This is a genomic window from Dactylosporangium sp. NPDC049525 (assembly GCF_040676755.1).
In the GTDB taxonomy this organism is placed as follows: domain Bacteria; phylum Actinomycetota; class Actinomycetes; order Mycobacteriales; family Micromonosporaceae; genus Dactylosporangium.
The window spans coordinates 92,316-107,798 of record NZ_JBFAPO010000003.1 but is presented as its reverse complement, the minus strand read 5'-3'; the positions used below and the strand labels follow the sequence as shown (position 1 = coordinate 107,798).

Sequence of the window (15,483 nt, the reverse complement as noted above, 5' to 3'; positions counted from 1 at the left end):
TTGATCAGCAGATGTTGATCAGCAGATCAGGCGTGCGAACGCTTCCGGGCGGAGCGCTCGCGGTCCTTCTGGTCGAGCATGACCTTGCGGATGCGGACTGCGGTCGGGGTGACCTCGACGCACTCGTCCTCGCGGCAGAACTCGAGCGCCTGCTCCAGGGTGAGCTTGCGCGGCGGGATCAGCTTCTCCGTCTCGTCGGAGGCGGAGGAGCGCATGTTGGTGAGCTTCTTCTCCTTGGTGATGTTGACGTCCATGTCGTCGGCGCGCGAGTTCTCGCCGACGATCATGCCCTCGTACACCTCGGTGGTGGGCTCGATGAACATCGAACCGCGCTCCTGCAGGTTCATCATCGCGAACGGGGTCGCGACGCCGGCCCGGTCGGCGACCAGGGAGCCGGTGGCGCGCATGCGCAGCTCGCCGAACCACGGCTCGTACTTCTCGAAGACGTGGTGCAGGATGCCGGTGCCGCGGGTGTCGGTGAGGAACTCGGTCCGGAACCCGATGAGGCCGCGGGCCGGGACCAGCCACTCCATCCGGATCCAGCCGGTGCCGTGGTTGACCATCTGCTCCATGCGGCCCTTGCGGGTGGCGAGGAGCTGGGTGATCGCGCCGAGATACTCCTCGGGCGAGTCGATGGTGAGCCGCTCGACCGGCTCGTGCACCTTGCCGTCGACCTCGCGGGTGACGACCTGCGGCTTGCCGACGGTCAGCTCGTAGCCCTCGCGGCGCATCTGCTCCACGAGGATGGCCAGGGCCAGCTCACCACGGCCCTGGACCTCCCAGGTGTCGGGGCGCTCGGTGGCCAGGATCCGCAGCGACACGTTGCCGACCATCTCGCGGTCGAGCCGGTCCTTGACCAGGCGCGCGGTGACCTTCGTGCCCTTGACCTTGCCCGCGAGGGGCGACTGGTTGGTGCCGATGGTCATCGAGATCGCGGGCTCGTCCACGGTGATGAGTGGCAGCGCGATCGGGTTCTCCGCGTCGGCGAGGGTCTCGCCGATCATGATGTCGGGGATGCCGGCGAGGGCGATGATGTCGCCCTGCCCGGCCTCCTCGGCGGGCTTGCGCTCCAGGCCCTGGGTCATCAGCAGCTCGGAGATCCGCACGTTCTGCACGGTGCCGTCGATGCGGATCCAGGCGACGGTCTGACCCTTGCGGATGCGGCCCTCGCGGACGCGGCACAGGGCGAGCCGGCCGAGGAACGGCGACGCGTCGAGGTTGGTGACGTGCGCCTGCAGCGGCGCGCCCTCGGTGTAGGACGGGGCCGGGATCGTGCCCAGCAGCGTCTGGAACAGCGGCTGCAGGCTGTCGCTGTCGGTGGGGACGGTGCCGTCCTCCGGCTGGCTCAGCGAGGCGACGCCGTCGCGGGCGCAGGCGTAGACGATCGGGAACTCGATCTGGTGCTCGTCGGCGTCGAGGTCGAGGAAGAGCTCATACGTCTCGTCGATGACCTCCTTGATCCGGGCGTCGGGCCGGTCCACCTTGTTGATCACCAGGATGATCGGCAGGCGGGCCTTCAGCGCCTTGCGCAGCACGAACCGGGTCTGCGGCAGCGGGCCCTCGCTGGCGTCGACGAGCAGGATCACGCCGTCGACCATGGTCAGGCCGCGCTCCACCTCGCCGCCGAAGTCGGCGTGGCCGGGGGTGTCAATGATGTTGATCGTGGTCGGGTCGCCACCGTCGGCGGGGACGTAGCGCACGGCGGTGTTCTTGGCGAGAATGGTGATGCCCTTCTCGCGCTCCAGGTCCCCTGAGTCCATGACCCGGTCGATCTGCTCCGCGCGCGCGTGGAACGCTCCGCTCTGGCGCAGCATCGCGTCGACAAGGGTGGTCTTGCCGTGGTCGACGTGGGCGACGATGGCGACGTTGCGGAGGTCTGCGCGGGTCTGCATGACCTCCATTGTTCCAGGCGCACTCAGGTTGCCGTCACGCACTGTGCGCGATGTGACGTTCCGCGCCCCGCCCATCGAAATCGGCGCCCCCGGCGTCTTAGGGGACAGCGGGCATCAGCCGTCCGCGATAGCGTGCCAGAACGGGGAGGCATCGATGAGCTACGGCAGCTTCTATGACGACGACAACACCGCTGAGCAGCCCTGGGACGACGACCGGGCGGACCGGCCGCGCAGGCGCCGCGCGGGGTTGATCTTCCTGGTCGGCGCGCTGGTCGTGGTCGGCCTGATCGCGGTCGGCGGGCTCACGGTCCTGCTCAAGGGGCACGACACGGTGCCGACGGCGGTCGAGTCACGCCCGTCCAGGAGCGCGGCGGAGCCGAGCGTCGAGCCGACGGAGGTGGTCCTGGAGACCACGTCGGCGCCGCCGAGCCCGACCCCGTCCGCCACGCCGTCGAAGACCCCCGCGGCGAAGAAGTCGATCGCGCCGCCGAAGCAGACGGCGCTGCCACCGCCGCCGCCCAAGGTCAGCACGAAGCCCGGCTGTCAGCCCGAGTACAAGGGCACGCAGCTGCCGAAGTCGACGGTCCGGGAGTATCTCGACGCGGCATCGGTGAAGCAGTTCTGGGGCAGCGCCACCCCCGCCGAGGTGCAGGCGATCCGGGTGCCGAAGCGCCTCCTGTACGGCGTCGCGGAGCAGGAGAGCGGCTGGCAGTCCAACATCTACGCCTGCGACGGCGGGGTCGGCGTCATGCAGATCATGCCCGACACCGAGACCTGGATGAACCAGCGCTTCGGCACGTCCTGGAAGATCGGGACCCCGCAGGACAACGTGATGCTCGGCGGGCAGTATCTCGCCTGGGCGATCCGCTACTTCGGCGAGCAGCTCGGCACCTTCGACGTCATGGGCGAGGACACGACGCTGCTCAACGCGGTGATCTCCGCGTACAACAACGGCGCGGGCGCGGTCGACCTCACCAAGGGTAACGCCGGGATCACCAACTGGACCTACGTGAACAACGTCAGGGCGCTCATGACCAGGTGCTGCGCCAACTACTGAGTGCCGGCCACTAAGGCTCCAGAGCGGGAGACAGAGCGGGAGACACGCCAGGGGCTAACGTAGGGCGGCATGAGGCTCGACCCGGTAGGCCGACTGCTGAAGCTGCCGCCCGCGCTGACCGGGCGGGTCCGCACCACCAAGGGCATCCCGGTCCGTATGCGGGACGGTGTGATCCTGCGCGCCGACCACTACGGGCCGGCCCTGGACGCCGAGCTGCCCACGGTGCTGGTCCGCACGCCGTACGGCAGGGGCGCGCCGACCAGCCTGCTGTGCCGGGCCGTCGCGCAGCGCGGCTTCAACGTGCTCATCCAGTCCTGCCGCGGGACCGGCGACTCCGGGGGCACCTTCGAGCCGCTGCTGCAGGAGCGCGAGGACGGCCTCGACACGCTCGACTGGTTGCGCCTGCAGCCGTGGTACGACGGCCGCCTCCTCACCTACGGCCCCAGTTATGTGGGTTTCGTGCAGTGGGCCCTCGCCGCCGAGGCAGGCGACGAGCTCAAGGCGATGGCCACGATCGTCACCGCGTCGGACTTCGGCCCGCCGACGTACGCCGGCGGTGCCTTCTCCCTCGACACCGTCCTCACCTGGTCGGCGATCCTCGACGCCCAGCGCGGCCCGCGGCTGGAGAACGCCGTCGAGCTGCTGCGCGGCCAGCCGAGGCTGCAGCGCGGGCTGGCCCGGGTACCTCTGGCGGAGGCCGACCGGATCACCACCGGCGCGGAAATCGAGTTCTTCCAGCGGTGGCTCGCCGAGGCCGACCCGACCTCCGCCTACTGGACCCAGCGCGGCCACACCCACAGCCTGCCGAAGATCACCGCTCCCGTGCTCATGATCGGCGGCTGGTATGACATCTTCCTGCCGTGGCAGCTGGTCGACTACGCGGCGCTGCGGGCAGCGGGCCTCCAGCCGCACCTGACCGTCGGCCCGTGGCACCACGGCAGCGCCGGGCTGTTCCAGCACTCCGCGGCCGAGGCCGTCGCCTGGTTCCGCGCCCACACCGGCGGGCCGGAACGCATCCGTGAACGTCCCGTCCGGGTCCATGTCGGCGGCACCGCGGGCTGGCGAGAGCTGCCCGAGTGGCCTCCCGTCACGAGCCAGACGCAGCCCTGGTACCTGCGGCGGAACGCCACCCTCAGCACGACACCGGCACCCGGCGGTGAACGCCTCGACGGCTTCACGTATGACCCGAAACACCCGACGCCGGCGCTGGGCGGGCCGCGGCTCATCGGCAAGATCTCCGGCCGGCGCGACAACCGCCCCCTGGAGGCGCGCCCCGACGTGCTGACGTTCACGTCGGAGCCGCTCACCGAGCCCCTCGAGGTGGTTGGCCCGATCTCCGCCGAGATCACCGTCCACGCGACCTGCGTGCGGCCGAACGGGTCGACACCCCCGACCCGTGATCTGGTGCCGTACTTCGACGTGTTCGTCCGGCTGTGCGAGGTCGACGAGCAGGACCGGTCATGGAACATCTGCGACGGCCTGGCCCGCGCGGCGGCGACCGAAACGGGCCCGGCGACCGGCACGGACCCGGCGAGCGAGCCGGCCGCGGCGGGGCAGACCGTGCGGGTGGAGCTGTGGCCGACCGCGTACCGGTTCGCGGCGGGGCGACGCATCCGGGTGCAGGTCAGCGGGGGAGCGCATCCGCGCTTCTCCCGGAACCCGGGCACGGGCGCGCCGCTCGGCCATGAACTGGAGCTGCGCGCCGTCCGGCAGGAGATCCTGACGCCGTCGTCGATCAGCCTGCCGGTACTGCGACCAGAACCGGAGCCAGAATCAGAGCTGGCGCAAGAATCGGAGCCGGTGGCTCAGTCCTCGAACGTGGACGGGCCGACGTCGGTGTAGGTGCCGGCTTCGGCGTCCCACTCGAACTGCCGCCCCTCGGAGCCGGCGCTGACGATCTTGCCGAACGCCGGGTAGCGCTCGACGAGCCACTCCAGATCGGGCATCAGCAGCTCACCCGCGTCGGCGAGCTGTTCGTCGGTCTCGTCGCCGACCAGCAGGTTCCACCCGCTGGCCTTGCGGCCGTCGGGCGCGGCCGGCAGGGTGGCGTCCTCGGGGTCGTGGTACACGTACCCGGGGAGCAGCGACTCGTCCTCCACCAACCGCCGCGACGCGAACGCGATCAAGTAGCTCATGCGCTCAAGTATCCCCACGCCCGACCGTGACCTCGGCGGTGGGGAGCCCCCGCGCCGCCGCCAGCCATTGCGCCTCGGCGTCGATCGCGGCCCGGACCGGGGCCCGCAGCGGCGCCCAGGGCGACACCGTCACCGCGAGTCGCTTCCCGGCGATCCTGGCCCGCCACGTCCCGGCGAGGTCCCCGTCGAGCAGCAGCGCGCCGGGGTTGCCGAGCACCCGCCACACCTCCTTCTCCCGCGTCTTGTCGGGGGTCAGCACCGACCGGTCCCGGGCCTGCAGGAACGGATCCGACGACGGCAGCAGCCGCACGCCGCGCACCGGCTCCGCCTCGATGAGCCCGGTGAGCGACTCCTGCGGTATCCACGCCTTCCGCCCGTCGACGGTGACCTCGGCGAGCCCGCCGGGCCAGGCCGGTCTGAGCGCGGTCACCGTCGTGCCGAGGTACTTCGCCACGTCGGCGGGCGTGGCCGGGCCGAGCAGCCGCAGATACGCGTGGATGAGCCCGGACGGGTCGCCGGGCCCGTCGGGGACCGCCGGCGCGCCGTCGATCGGCAGCAGCACGGTCGTCGTCGCGGCCTCGTCGAGCTGGACCCCGCCGGCGAGGCCGGCCTGCTGGAACACCGAGCCCGAGATGTGCCGGGCCTTGCACGGCCCGCAGTAGTAGGTCAGCGCCTCCGGGACCCGGTCGCTGACGCCGCGGCTCGCGTCGCCCTTCGACGTCGGCCCGGCGACGACGGCCGCGAACGCCTCGGCGGTCGCCCGGAACGCGGCGATCCCCAGCTTGCCGCCGTCGGGGATCTGCTTGCTGCCGAACCGCGCCTCCGCGTCGGCGTCGCTGATCGGCCACAGCGCCGTGACGAGCCCCGGCAGATCCTCGGGCCGGTGCAGGTGCCGCGCACCCCGGGCCGACCAGACCAGGCTGAGCGGTGCGTCGTCGGCGCTGAACCTGCTCGTCCGCGCGGCCAGGGCCTGCCGCGCCGTCCCGGCCGGAACGTTGGGCACCCCGAGGTCGAAGACCGCCAGGTCGCCGGGGTCGGCGTCGACCCGCTCGTGCAGCTGGTTGGTGACGGCCCGGTACGCGAGCACCTTCGCCCGTCCGACAGTCGGCATCGACCCATTCTCACGCCGCCGGCGGCGCCCCGCATCCCGCACCGAAGAGCCCGCAGAGCTCCCAGAGCCCGCGCCGCCGGAGTTGCTTGCGCGACCGGGCCGCGCGGCGGGACGATCGAACCATGACCAGTGAGGCGAGCCGGGCCGGGGACGGCTCGGGCGAGATCCGATTCTCCGATCCCGACCTGGCGTTCCTGCGCCACGCCAGGTTCGGCGAGCTGCCCGCCAGGGTCCGCCCCGCCGAACTGGTCGAGCTGGTCGAGACCGACCCCCGCCGCGACTGGCCCGACACGGGGCCCAGCCGGGAGCAGGCCGAGACCCACTGGGGCGGCGGCTGACCACAGCCGGCCCGCTGCGGAGACCCGCGGTCAGGGCTGCGGGTCAGGTCTGCACGAGCGGCTGATACTCCTCCTCGGTGAGGCCGAACGTCCATGCGACGCCCGCGCGGGCGGTGCGGGTCGTCGGGGGGACGCGCAGCCAGTAGACCCGGCTGGTGCCGTCGGGCTCGGGGGTGCTGTTGACGACCTCGACCATCGTCAGCGGCTCGTCGTCGTTGAAGCTCAGCTGCCACAGCACGCCGCACGCGTCGGCGCCGAGGCGCCGGGCGCCGGCCTCACGCAGATAGCGCTCATAGCCGAAGTGCTCCAGCATGACGCGGCGCAGCTCGGCGTTGCGCTCGGCGGCGATCTGCGCGTGCGTCAGGTGGGCGAGCCGATGGACGAGCTCCGACGGGATCGGCATGCCCCGCCACGCGTGCAACGCGAACCCGTCGCTGTAGTGCAGGGCCGGCGTCTCCGCGGCGTGCAACCGGCCGACGTTGTCCCGGTGCAGCTCGTCGGGGCGGTCGGTGAGGACGGCGACGTTGGCATACGGCCACCACCAGCCGGCGGACCGGGCCACCCCGGCCAGCCCGGCGAGACGCTGCGCCGCGCCGAGCACCGCCGCGGGCGCCTCTCCGCGGACGCCCCGGGAGCCCTGGCCCCCTTGGAAGCTCTGGGCGTGGTCGGCCCGGGAGGCGGCGGCGTCGAACGCGGCCAGCCAGCCCGCGTCGTGCTGACCGCCGACGGCGTCGAGGAGCACGGCGCGCACGTGGGTGGGCAGCTCGTTGCGCAGGTGCGTGCGCAGCGGGACGGCGACGCGGTCATTCACCATCCGCCACACGTCGGCGCCGCAGGCCGCCCAAAGTCGGGCCCAGCCATCGGGGCCGAGCGACTCGTGGACCTCGGCGCGGGCCGCCGCCCATGGAGCGGTGCGCACCGCCGCGCGCACCGACACGCCGGCGGTGCCCGGGACCGGCGGGCAGCCCTGCGCCCGCAGCTCCTCGGCGACGATCGTGTCCGCGGAGGCGGGGACCACGCCGGTGGAGACGCCCAGGCGCGCGGTGGGCAGGGTGAGACCGGCCCGGGCGGCGCGACGGGCGGCGGTGGTCATGGGCCGGGCACGTTCGGGAGCAAGGCCGTGGCTGTGCGGCGAGCCGGGAGCGAAGCCAGAAGCTGAGCCGGGAGCTGCGCCGGGGAGGTCGCGGCGGCCGGTGAGCAGGGCCGCCGCCCTGGCACCCGCCGCCGGTGAGGCGAACCACACCACGTGGGCGGGCTCGGGCAGTCCGGCGGAGCGATATGCGAGGCGGACCGCGTCCGCGGCGGCGGCACGGTCGGCGGGCGCCGTGGACAGCCCGGCCGCCAGCCACTTCGCCGCGTTGGCGCCGAGCGCCGCGGCGCTGGTCTCGTCGGTGAGCGGGGTCGTGGTCATCAGTCGGCCACCGGACGCCACGAGCCCGGCACGTATTCGCGCTGGCGGACGATCCGATACGACCCGGCCGGGATCGCGATCGTGCCGTGCTCCTCGTGCACGACCCTTGCCCGGGACACGACCTTGACGAAGAGCCGGTCGATGTCGTCGCGGTCGGCGAGCAGCAGCGTGTCGGGGCCGACGATCACGTGGGCGTGGCCGGTGGCCTCGCCGCGGGCGAGAATCATGCGGCCGGAGCGGTCGCGGGGGGCGGGCACCGCGGTCACGGGCACCTCACCCGCGGCGATGGGCACCAGCAGGACGTCACCTTGTCGATACACGGCCGGACCTCCCAGCGGGAAACGACGAACCAACAAATGTTCGAACCAGCAGATCGCACGATATCCGGGGGGTACGACATTTTTTTCCGCGCGCCCCCGGGTCCCGAATTCAGGGCCCGTCCGGTCAAGCCCAATAGCTACGTCTGTGCGAGGAACGCGTAACTAGACAAGCGCGGAGAAACCGGGCCGAAGGCATCGAACAGGGTCGCGGAAAGCTGGAAAAGACGCGACCATGAAGATCTCGCGGCGCAAGGGGGTGCATCATGCAGTCGACGCTCGCGGTCCTGTGCCCGTTCACGCCGCTTTTATCACCGCACGTCGATCTCGTCCAGCGCTGGTCGCTGCACTGGGCCACCAGACACGGCCTGCTCGACCGGCCGGGCGCCCGGGCCGCGTTCGCCCGGGCCAGGTTCGCCAACCTGATGGCCCGCACCTACCCGGACGCCGATCCCGCCGAGCTCCAGCTCGCCACCGCGTGGCTGATCAGCGTCTTCGCCCTCGACGACCACCTTGAGCGCGCCGGCGACCCGGCCGCGACCAGGCACCTCGTCGACGAGGTCCTCGACCTGCTCACACACCACGACCGCGGCACGCACGAACCCGACACGCACGAATCCGACACGCACGAACCCGACATGCACGAACCCGACATGCACGAGCCGCCGAAGGGTCACCTGCGCGCGCTCGCCGAGGTGTGGCGCCGGACCAGGCCGCGGGTCAGCCCCGCCTGGCGGGCGCGGTTCATCGGCCACGTCGGCGACTATCTCGAGGCCACCGTCTGGGAGGCCGGCAACCGGGCCGCGAACCGCCCGCCGCCGCTCGCCGAATACCGCACGATGCGGTTCCGCACCGCCGCGATCGACATGTTCTTCGACCTCATCGAGCCGGTGCACGGCGTCGAACTGCCCGCGCCGGTCTTCGCCGACCACGACTTCGCCGCGATGCGCCGCTCCGCCGGGATGATCACCGCGATCTTCAACGACCTCGTGTCGTGGCCGAAGGAGGAGGCCGCCGGCGACCACCACAACATCGTGCTCGCCCTGCGGCACGAGCGGCGGCTGCCGGTGGAGGCCGCGGTCCTCGCCGCCGTCGCCGAGCACGACGCCCTCGTCGAGGACTTCGTGGCGGCCCGGGAGCGGTTCACGGCCGGGCCGCTCGCCGCGGACCCGGCGGTCGCCGCGGTCGCCGGTGACTTCGTGCACTGGATCCGCGGCAACGTCGACTGGTCGATGGAGTCCGGGCGCTACACGCCGTCGGACGACACCCGCGAGGACCAGCCGGCCGGCGGCACCGGGCCGATCGCGATTCCCGCGCAGCGCCACCCGGTCGAATAATCCGGTGCGTGCCGGCGCCGACCGCTGGTACCGTCGGCGCAGTTTCTTCTTGGAGGATGCCATGCCTGCCCGGGACCCAGTCCCGGGTCGCCGGTGACCACGGACCGACCGGGTCCGCTGGTGTGCCGTGGTGTGCCCGGGCGACGACCTTCCCCGATCGCGCACACCCAAGAGGAGATCCTCAGTTGTCACCGCACGTCCCATCCGCTGTTCCCGCAACCTGGTACGCGGACTTCTTCACCGAACTGCCCAACGAGTTCTGGCGCCGTGCCGCGGCGCCGCAGCTGACCGCCGCCGACGTCGGCTTCGTGCAGGACCGGCTCGGGCTGGCACCCGGGTCGCGGCTGCTCGACGTGCCCTGCGGCAGCGGCCGGCACAGCATCGCCCTCGCCGCCCTGGGACACCGGGTCACCGGCGTCGACATCTCCCCGGAGGCCGTCGGGCACGCCCGGCGGGCCGCGGCCGGGCAGGGCCTCGACGTCGAGTTCCTGGTCGCCGACATGCGGGACATCCCGCGGACCGGCGACTTCGACGCCGTGCTCTGCCTCGGCAACAGCTTCGGCTACCTGGAGCCCGCCGACCTGGTCGTGTTCGTCGCGGCGACCGCCGCGGCGCTGCGGCCCGGCGGCGGCCTCGTCGTCGACTTCAGCGCGACGGCGGAGACCGTCCTGCCCGGCTTCACGGGGCAGGACCGGGTGATGCGCACCGGCGACATCACCGTCGAGGCGGCCACCGAGTACGACGTCGCCGCCAGCCGGCTGCTCAGCCGGTACACCTTCATCCGCGGGGAGGAACGGCTCACCGCGACGGCCGTGCACCACGTCTACACCAGCGGGCACCTCGGCGCCCTGCTGCGCGATGGCGGGTTCACGGACGTGACGCTGTCCGGCGGGCCGGACGGTGCGCCGTACACGGTGGGCAGCGACCGCCTGCTCATCACCGCGCGCCGGGTCTAGCCGGCACACGCACGCCGGCCGGTCAGCGCGAACGCTGGCCGGCCGGCCTTTTCCGGTGCGGTGGAGGGTGAGGCTAGATGGCGTGCCGGGAGTCGTCGGGGTCCGGCATGCGGTTCACGTCGCTGCTCTGGGTCATGTCGGGCGCCGCCTGGATCGCGTCGGAGCCGGCGGGCGTGCCGCCGGGTGCGATCCACGAGCCCGGCTTCGGCGGGGTCCCAGCGGTGCCGGTCGCAGCAGTGCCGGCCCCAGCGGTGCCGGCCCCAGCGGTGCCGGCGGCCGCGCCCGGCCGGTCGACGTCGCCGCGCCACGCGCCGGACTCGGTGCCCCGGTGCTCGATGAACTCACGGAACTTCGCCATGTCGGACTTGATCAGCCGGTCCACGATGCCGGCCTTGTCGGCGACGTTCTCGACGAACCCCTCGGGGTCGATGTCGAGCTGTGCGGTCACCCGGCTGTGCGTGTCGTCGAGCCGGTGGAAGGTGACCACCCCGGCGTGCTTCGGGCCCTCCGTCGACGTCCACGCGACCCGCTCGTCCGGGTGCTGCTCGGTGATGCGCGCGTCGAACTCACGGCGTACCCCACCGAACTCGACCACCCAGTGCAACCTGGTGTCATCGAGCTGGCGGATCTCCCGCACGCTGTTCATGAACGCCGGGAACTCCTCGAACTGGGTCCACTGGTTGTACGCGGTCCGGACGGGCACGGCCACGTCCACGGTCTCCACAACCTGACTCATGTGCGATCACTCCTCTCGGTGCTCACCTTTGGCTACCCCCACGGGGTGAGGGCAAACCCGCACAAGTTGTCCGACCGGCCGAACCATCGGGCTGGCTGAATGGGCGTCCGTGCAGCATTTCGCCTACGGCGCCATCACGCCCGCGCTCGCCCTCACCCTGTCGTTCCTCGGCTGCCTGCTCGGCGTGTTCATCGCCGCCCGGTCCCGGGCCTCCAACGGCGGCAGCAGGGCCCGCTGGCTGACCTTGTCGGCGGTCGCGATCGGGGGAGCGGGCACCTGGGTGCCGCATTTCATGGCGCTGCTCGGCACCGACGTGCCGAACTCGGTGGTGCGCTACGACGTGCCGATCACCGCGCTCGGATTCGGTATCGCGGTGGTGGTGTACTGCCTGGGCCTGTACATCGTCGGCTTCGGCCGGCCGTCGTTGTGGAAGGTCCTGCCGGCCGGGATCGTCGCCGGTCTCGGCCTGGGCGCGGTCTACAGCACCGCGCCCCTGGCCATGCGGGTGGCCGGGACCGTCGGCTACGACCCCGCGACGGCGGTCGCGGCGCTCGCCGCGTCGGTCGTGGGGGCGACGGTGACACTGTGGTGCGTGTCGACGGTCCGCGGCACCAAGGCCCTCGTCGTCGCCGCGGCGATCATGGCCGTGGCGGCGTGCAGCACCCATTACACGGTGATGGCGGCGGTACGCCTCGACCCCACCCCGGCCGCCGGAGAGCTGCGGGGCGCGAGCCCGCTGGAGCTGCTCACCCCGGTCTGCGTGCTCGCGTGCCTGCTGCTGAGCGTCCTGGCCTACACCACCGTCGGGTTCTCGGTGCGGCAGAACACCGCGTCGGAGGAGGAGCTGCTGCGCCGGGCCCGCGACATGTACTCGGTCGCGACGTTACATCGCGCCGCCGCCGCCAGGCACGAAGTGAGGGACCGCGGCGGCGCCGCGGTCCCTCACTGATCTGCGGTTCGTTACTTCAGTGCGGCTGCCGGGTCGGCGGCCACCTGGGAGAGACGCTCGGGGGTCACCGCGCCGACCAGGACCCGGCCGTCGTCGGTGATGAGGACGCTGAACAACTTGCTGTTGAACGTCCGGCCGCCGTTGCCCAGCGGGAGCTGGTTGATGGCGTCCTGCGCCTTCTTGGCCTCCGCGTCGCCGGGTGCGGCCTGTGCCGGGGTGCCCGTCCGAAGGACGAAGACCGAGGTCCAGCCGGTACCGATGACGGCGCTCTTGGGCTTTTCACCGGAAGTCGACTCGTCGACCTTCGGCTTCCCCTCGGCGCCGGCTGCGGCCGGGTCCGCCTCTTCGACCTTGGTGCCGGCCGGCGGGTTGAACACGAACTGACCGTCGTCGGGCCGGGCGAAGCTCACCTGCGTGAACGCCACCTCGAACGCCGGGTTGGACTGCCCCTTCGCCAGAACCTGCACGCGCAGCGGCAGCTTCTCCTGGGCGTCGATCGCCAGGCGGACCTGGCCGATGAGCGACGCCGTGTCCCGCGGGCGCAGGACGAGCTCGTAGGCGTCCCGTCCGGCGATCTTCGCCGAGTTGCCGATGGAGACCTGCGTGGTCGGGTCGATCGCCTTGAGGGCGAGGTCGGCCGCTTCCTGCGGGCTCTTCGGCACGTCGCTCGGGATCGCGGCCGGGCCCTTCGACGGGTTCTCGGCGTCGCCGGAGCCCTTGAAGTGCTGCGCCTTGCCGGACTTGCTGTTCCAGGTCCAGGTGTCGAGGCCGTTGTGGATGATGTCGCTCTGCCCCTGCGTGCCCAGCAGCGACACGCGGGCCTTGTCCGGGCCCGAGTACCACACACGCAGGGTGTGCTTGCCCGACACGAGCGACGTGAGCTCCGAGCTCTGGTCGCCCAGCAGGGACGGCAGGGCCGGCAGGCCCAGGTCCGCGCGCTCCACGACGGTGCCGGACAGTCCGTCCAGCTGTGCGGTCTGCAGGTCGACCAGCAGCTGCGCGGCGGTGCGCGGCGGCAGGTTCGGCTCGGCGGCGACGGCGAGGGTTTTTGCGGCCACGCCCGCACCTACCACAGCGACCGCGGCAAGCGCGGGCACCGCCCACCGTAGGACAGGTCGTGACGTGAACTTCGACATTGGGTACACCTCCTGCCGACCATGGTGCTCGGGGTCGGCTGTGACATCGCTGAGACCGCCTGTGCGTTCCCACAGCACAGCGTGCCACGCTGGTGCTCGTGCGGCTGCTGGTGGTTGAGGATGAGATTCGTATGGCGGGAGCGCTGCAGCGCGGCCTGCAGGCGGAGGGTTTCGCCGTGGACGTCGCCGGGGACGGGCCCACGGGCCTGGAGCTGGCCAGACACGGCGGCTACGACGCGGTGATCCTGGACATCATGCTGCCCGGCCTGTCCGGGTATCGGGTGGTCTCGGCGCTGCGCGCCGAGAAGAACTGGGTGCCGGTGCTGATGCTGTCCGCGAAGGACGGCGAGTACGACCAGGCCGACGGCCTCGACTGCGGCGCCGACGACTACCTGACCAAGCCGTTCTCCTATGTGGTGCTGGTCGCCCGGCTCCGTGCGCTGCTGCGCCGCGGCGCGCCGGAGCGGCCGAGCGTGCTGACGGTCGGCGAGCTGACCCTGGACCCGGCGCGGCGGCGGGTGACCAGCGGCGGCGAGGAGATCGTGCTGACGGCGCGGGAGTACGCGCTGCTGGAGTACCTGATGCGCCGCCCGGGACAGGTCGTGTCCAAGACGGAGCTGCTCGACCACGTGTGGGACGCGAGCATCGACACCGCGCCGAACGCCGTCGAGGTGTACGTCGGCTACCTGCGGCGCAAGCTTGGCCGCGACGCCCTCGAGACGGTCCGCGGCGCCGGATACCGGCTGAGGACAGCATGATCTGGTGGTCGCGGCTGTCGCTGCGCGGGCGGCTGGTGCTCCTGGGCACCAGCGGGCTCATCGTCGGGCTGGCGATCGCCGGCGTGGCGATGGCGACCGCGATGACGTACAGCTTCCGGGGCACCCTGGACCGCTCGGCCGACGCGACCGTCCTGGAGATCGCCGCCCTGCTGGAGGAGGGCTCGACGCTGCCGTCGCCGCTGCCGGCACCCGCGGGCCAGGTCGTGCAGGTGCTCGACGCCCAGCACCGGGTCGTCGCCGGCGACCGCAACGCGGACCTGCTCGTGCCGCTGCTGCAACCCTCGGAGGTCGCCGCGGCCCAGCGCGAGCGGATCACCGTGCCCGGCGACCGGGCGCTGCAGCGGGACCCGTTGCGGGTCACCGCGCGGCAGGTCGGTGACGGCCGGGTCGTCGTGGTCGCGGTGCCGCTCGGCGACTACAACCGCAGCCTCGAGCTGCTGAAGACATCGTTGTGGGTGACGTACCCGGCCCTGGTGACCATCCTGGTCGCGATCGCCTGGAAGGTGGTCGGGCAGGCCCTGGCGCCCGTGGACCGGCTCAGCGCGTCCGCGGAGCGGATCACCGGCGCGGCGACCGACGAGCGGCTGCCGGTGCCGCCGTCCAGCGACGAGATCCAGCGCCTCGCGGTGACGCTCAACCACATGCTGGACCGCCTCGCCACGACCCGGGCTAGGCAGCGTTCGTTCATCGCGGACGCCGCGCACGAGCTGCGCAGCCCCCTGGCCAGCATGCGCATCCAGGTCGAGGTGGCGCAGAAGCTGGGCGACTGGGACGCCGTCGGCGACGACCTGCTGACCGACCTGGACCGGCTGTCGCGGCTGGTCGACGACCTGCTGCTGCTGGCGAGGGCGGACGAGCGCGACGGGCGCCGGGTGGCGCGGGAGCCGGTGGAGATGCAGAGCCTGCTGACGAACCTGGCGAAGCGGTACGCCACCGTCACCGTCGATGCGTCCGGGCAGTCGCTGTGGGTCGAGGGTGAGCAGGACGCGCTGCTCAGGGTCGTGTTGAACCTCGTCGACAACGGGGTGCGGCACGCCCGCACGGGGGTCGTGCTGCGCGCGGAGGCCGAGGGCCAGGAGGTCCTGGTCAGTGTCACCGACGACGGGGAGGGCATCCCCGGCCCGCTGCGGGAGCGGGTCTTCGACCGTTTCACCCGCCTCGACGACGGCCGGGCCCGCGACGCCGGCGGCACCGGGCTGGGGCTGGCGATCGTGCGGGAGCTGGTCCGCCGGCACGGCGGCACGGTGCGGCTGCTCGACGCGCGCCCGGGGGTGCGGGCCGAGGTGCGGCTGCCCCGCTTTGTTGACAGTGTCATGTGACAGTGTCATA

14 protein-coding genes and 1 pseudogene are annotated in these 15,483 nt (G+C 72.2%); 8 read left to right on the top strand and 7 right to left on the bottom strand.

The features are described from left to right. Window positions 1–26: 26 nt before the first annotated feature. Complete coding sequence (gene typA, locus AB0K00_RS07165) at window positions 27–1,892, bottom strand: translational GTPase TypA (protein ID WP_363516711.1); 1,866 nt, start codon at window positions 1,890–1,892, stop codon at window positions 27–29. A gap of 154 nt (window positions 1,893–2,046) precedes the next feature. Between typA and AB0K00_RS07160 the strand changes: the two genes are divergently transcribed. Next, a complete protein-coding gene (locus AB0K00_RS07160; RefSeq protein WP_363516708.1) occupies window positions 2,047–2,949 on the top strand; it encodes a lytic transglycosylase domain-containing protein in 903 nt (300 codons plus the stop codon). Window positions 2,950–3,018: 69 nt separating this feature from the next. Then, entirely contained in the window at window positions 3,019–4,791 is a 1,773-nt protein-coding gene (locus AB0K00_RS07155) for a CocE/NonD family hydrolase (protein WP_363516705.1), read from the top strand. On the opposite strand, the gene AB0K00_RS07150 is transcribed toward AB0K00_RS07155, so the two are convergent. Further along, entirely contained in the window at window positions 4,755–5,084 is a 330-nt protein-coding gene (locus tag AB0K00_RS07150) for a hypothetical protein (RefSeq protein WP_363516702.1), read from the bottom strand. The genes AB0K00_RS07155 and AB0K00_RS07150 overlap by 37 nt on opposite strands. A 4-nt stretch (window positions 5,085–5,088) precedes the next feature. After that, window positions 5,089–6,195, bottom strand: coding sequence for a winged helix DNA-binding domain-containing protein (locus tag AB0K00_RS07145; protein ID WP_363516700.1), 1,107 nt, complete (start codon window positions 6,193–6,195; stop codon window positions 5,089–5,091). A gap of 122 nt (window positions 6,196–6,317) precedes the next feature. On the opposite strand from AB0K00_RS07145, the gene AB0K00_RS07140 reads away from it, so the two are divergent. After that, window positions 6,318–6,533: a hypothetical protein gene (locus AB0K00_RS07140; RefSeq protein ID WP_363516697.1), complete on the top strand. Its 216-nt coding sequence runs from the start codon at window positions 6,318–6,320 to the stop codon at window positions 6,531–6,533. Window positions 6,534–6,576: 43 nt separating this feature from the next. On the opposite strand, the gene AB0K00_RS07135 is transcribed toward AB0K00_RS07140, so the two are convergent. Further along, complete coding sequence (locus AB0K00_RS07135) at window positions 6,577–7,944, bottom strand: DUF6745 domain-containing protein (protein WP_363516695.1); 1,368 nt, start codon at window positions 7,942–7,944, stop codon at window positions 6,577–6,579. Continuing rightward, window positions 7,944–8,264, bottom strand: a complete 321-nt coding sequence (locus tag AB0K00_RS07130; protein WP_363516692.1) for a hypothetical protein — start codon at window positions 8,262–8,264, stop codon at window positions 7,944–7,946. Before AB0K00_RS07130 ends, AB0K00_RS07135 begins: the two co-directional genes overlap by 1 nt. A 263-nt stretch (window positions 8,265–8,527) precedes the next feature. Between AB0K00_RS07130 and AB0K00_RS07125 the strand changes: the two genes are divergently transcribed. Both AB0K00_RS07125 and AB0K00_RS07120 read left to right on the top strand, forming a co-directional pair. Next, window positions 8,528–9,598 carry a hypothetical protein gene (locus AB0K00_RS07125; RefSeq protein WP_363516689.1) on the top strand — a complete coding sequence of 357 codons (1,071 nt, stop codon included), beginning with the start codon at window positions 8,528–8,530 and terminating at the stop codon, window positions 9,596–9,598. A 185-nt stretch (window positions 9,599–9,783) separates the two neighbouring features. Then, window positions 9,784–10,554 (top strand): class I SAM-dependent methyltransferase, encoded by a 771-nt coding sequence (locus tag AB0K00_RS07120; protein ID WP_363516686.1) that lies wholly within the window; start codon window positions 9,784–9,786, stop codon window positions 10,552–10,554. Window positions 10,555–10,837: 283 nt separating this feature from the next. Here AB0K00_RS07120 and AB0K00_RS07115 read toward each other — a convergent pair. Then, window positions 10,838–11,290: pseudogene (locus tag AB0K00_RS07115) on the bottom strand (SRPBCC family protein); the annotation flags it as partial. A gap of 109 nt (window positions 11,291–11,399) precedes the next feature. Here AB0K00_RS07115 and AB0K00_RS07110 point away from each other — a divergent pair. Further along, window positions 11,400–12,239 (top strand): MHYT domain-containing protein, encoded by an 840-nt coding sequence (locus AB0K00_RS07110; RefSeq protein WP_363516683.1) that lies wholly within the window; start codon window positions 11,400–11,402, stop codon window positions 12,237–12,239. Between the two features lie 11 nt (window positions 12,240–12,250). Here the strand turns inward: AB0K00_RS07110 and AB0K00_RS07105 are convergent, their stop codons facing one another. Continuing rightward, on the bottom strand, window positions 12,251–13,375 hold the full coding sequence (locus AB0K00_RS07105; protein ID WP_363516681.1) for a sigma-E factor regulatory protein RseB domain-containing protein: 1,125 nt from the start codon (window positions 13,373–13,375) through the stop codon (window positions 12,251–12,253). Between the two features lie 98 nt (window positions 13,376–13,473). Between AB0K00_RS07105 and AB0K00_RS07100 the strand changes: the two genes are divergently transcribed. Next, a complete protein-coding gene (locus AB0K00_RS07100; protein ID WP_327009457.1) occupies window positions 13,474–14,133 on the top strand; it encodes a response regulator transcription factor in 660 nt (219 codons plus the stop codon). Then, the gene (locus tag AB0K00_RS07095; protein WP_363516677.1) at window positions 14,130–15,473 is read left to right on the top strand and encodes an ATP-binding protein; all 1,344 of its coding nucleotides are present in this window, start codon (window positions 14,130–14,132) and stop codon (window positions 15,471–15,473) included. The genes AB0K00_RS07100 and AB0K00_RS07095 overlap by 4 nt, the downstream gene beginning before the upstream one ends. Window positions 15,474–15,483 lie beyond the last annotated feature (10 nt).

What these genes read in the sequence shown, in the direction of transcription:
- typA (WP_363516711.1), bottom strand. Translation starts at nt 1,892, where the DNA reads ATGCAGACCCGCGCAGACCTCCGCAACGTCGCCATCGTCGCCCACGTC.
- AB0K00_RS07160 (WP_363516708.1), top strand. Translation starts at nt 2,047, where the DNA reads ATGAGCTACGGCAGCTTCTATGACGACGACAACACCGCTGAGCAGCCC.
- AB0K00_RS07155 (WP_363516705.1), top strand. Translation starts at nt 3,019, where the DNA reads ATGAGGCTCGACCCGGTAGGCCGACTGCTGAAGCTGCCGCCCGCGCTG.
- AB0K00_RS07150 (WP_363516702.1), bottom strand. Translation starts at nt 5,084, where the DNA reads ATGAGCTACTTGATCGCGTTCGCGTCGCGGCGGTTGGTGGAGGACGAG.
- AB0K00_RS07145 (WP_363516700.1), bottom strand. Translation starts at nt 6,195, where the DNA reads ATGCCGACTGTCGGACGGGCGAAGGTGCTCGCGTACCGGGCCGTCACC.
- AB0K00_RS07140 (WP_363516697.1), top strand. Translation starts at nt 6,318, where the DNA reads ATGACCAGTGAGGCGAGCCGGGCCGGGGACGGCTCGGGCGAGATCCGA.
- AB0K00_RS07135 (WP_363516695.1), bottom strand. Translation starts at nt 7,944, where the DNA reads ATGACCACGACCCCGCTCACCGACGAGACCAGCGCCGCGGCGCTCGGC.
- AB0K00_RS07125 (WP_363516689.1), top strand. Translation starts at nt 8,528, where the DNA reads ATGCAGTCGACGCTCGCGGTCCTGTGCCCGTTCACGCCGCTTTTATCA.
- AB0K00_RS07105 (WP_363516681.1), bottom strand. Translation starts at nt 13,375, where the DNA reads ATGTCGAAGTTCACGTCACGACCTGTCCTACGGTGGGCGGTGCCCGCG.
- AB0K00_RS07095 (WP_363516677.1), top strand. Translation starts at nt 14,130, where the DNA reads ATGATCTGGTGGTCGCGGCTGTCGCTGCGCGGGCGGCTGGTGCTCCTG.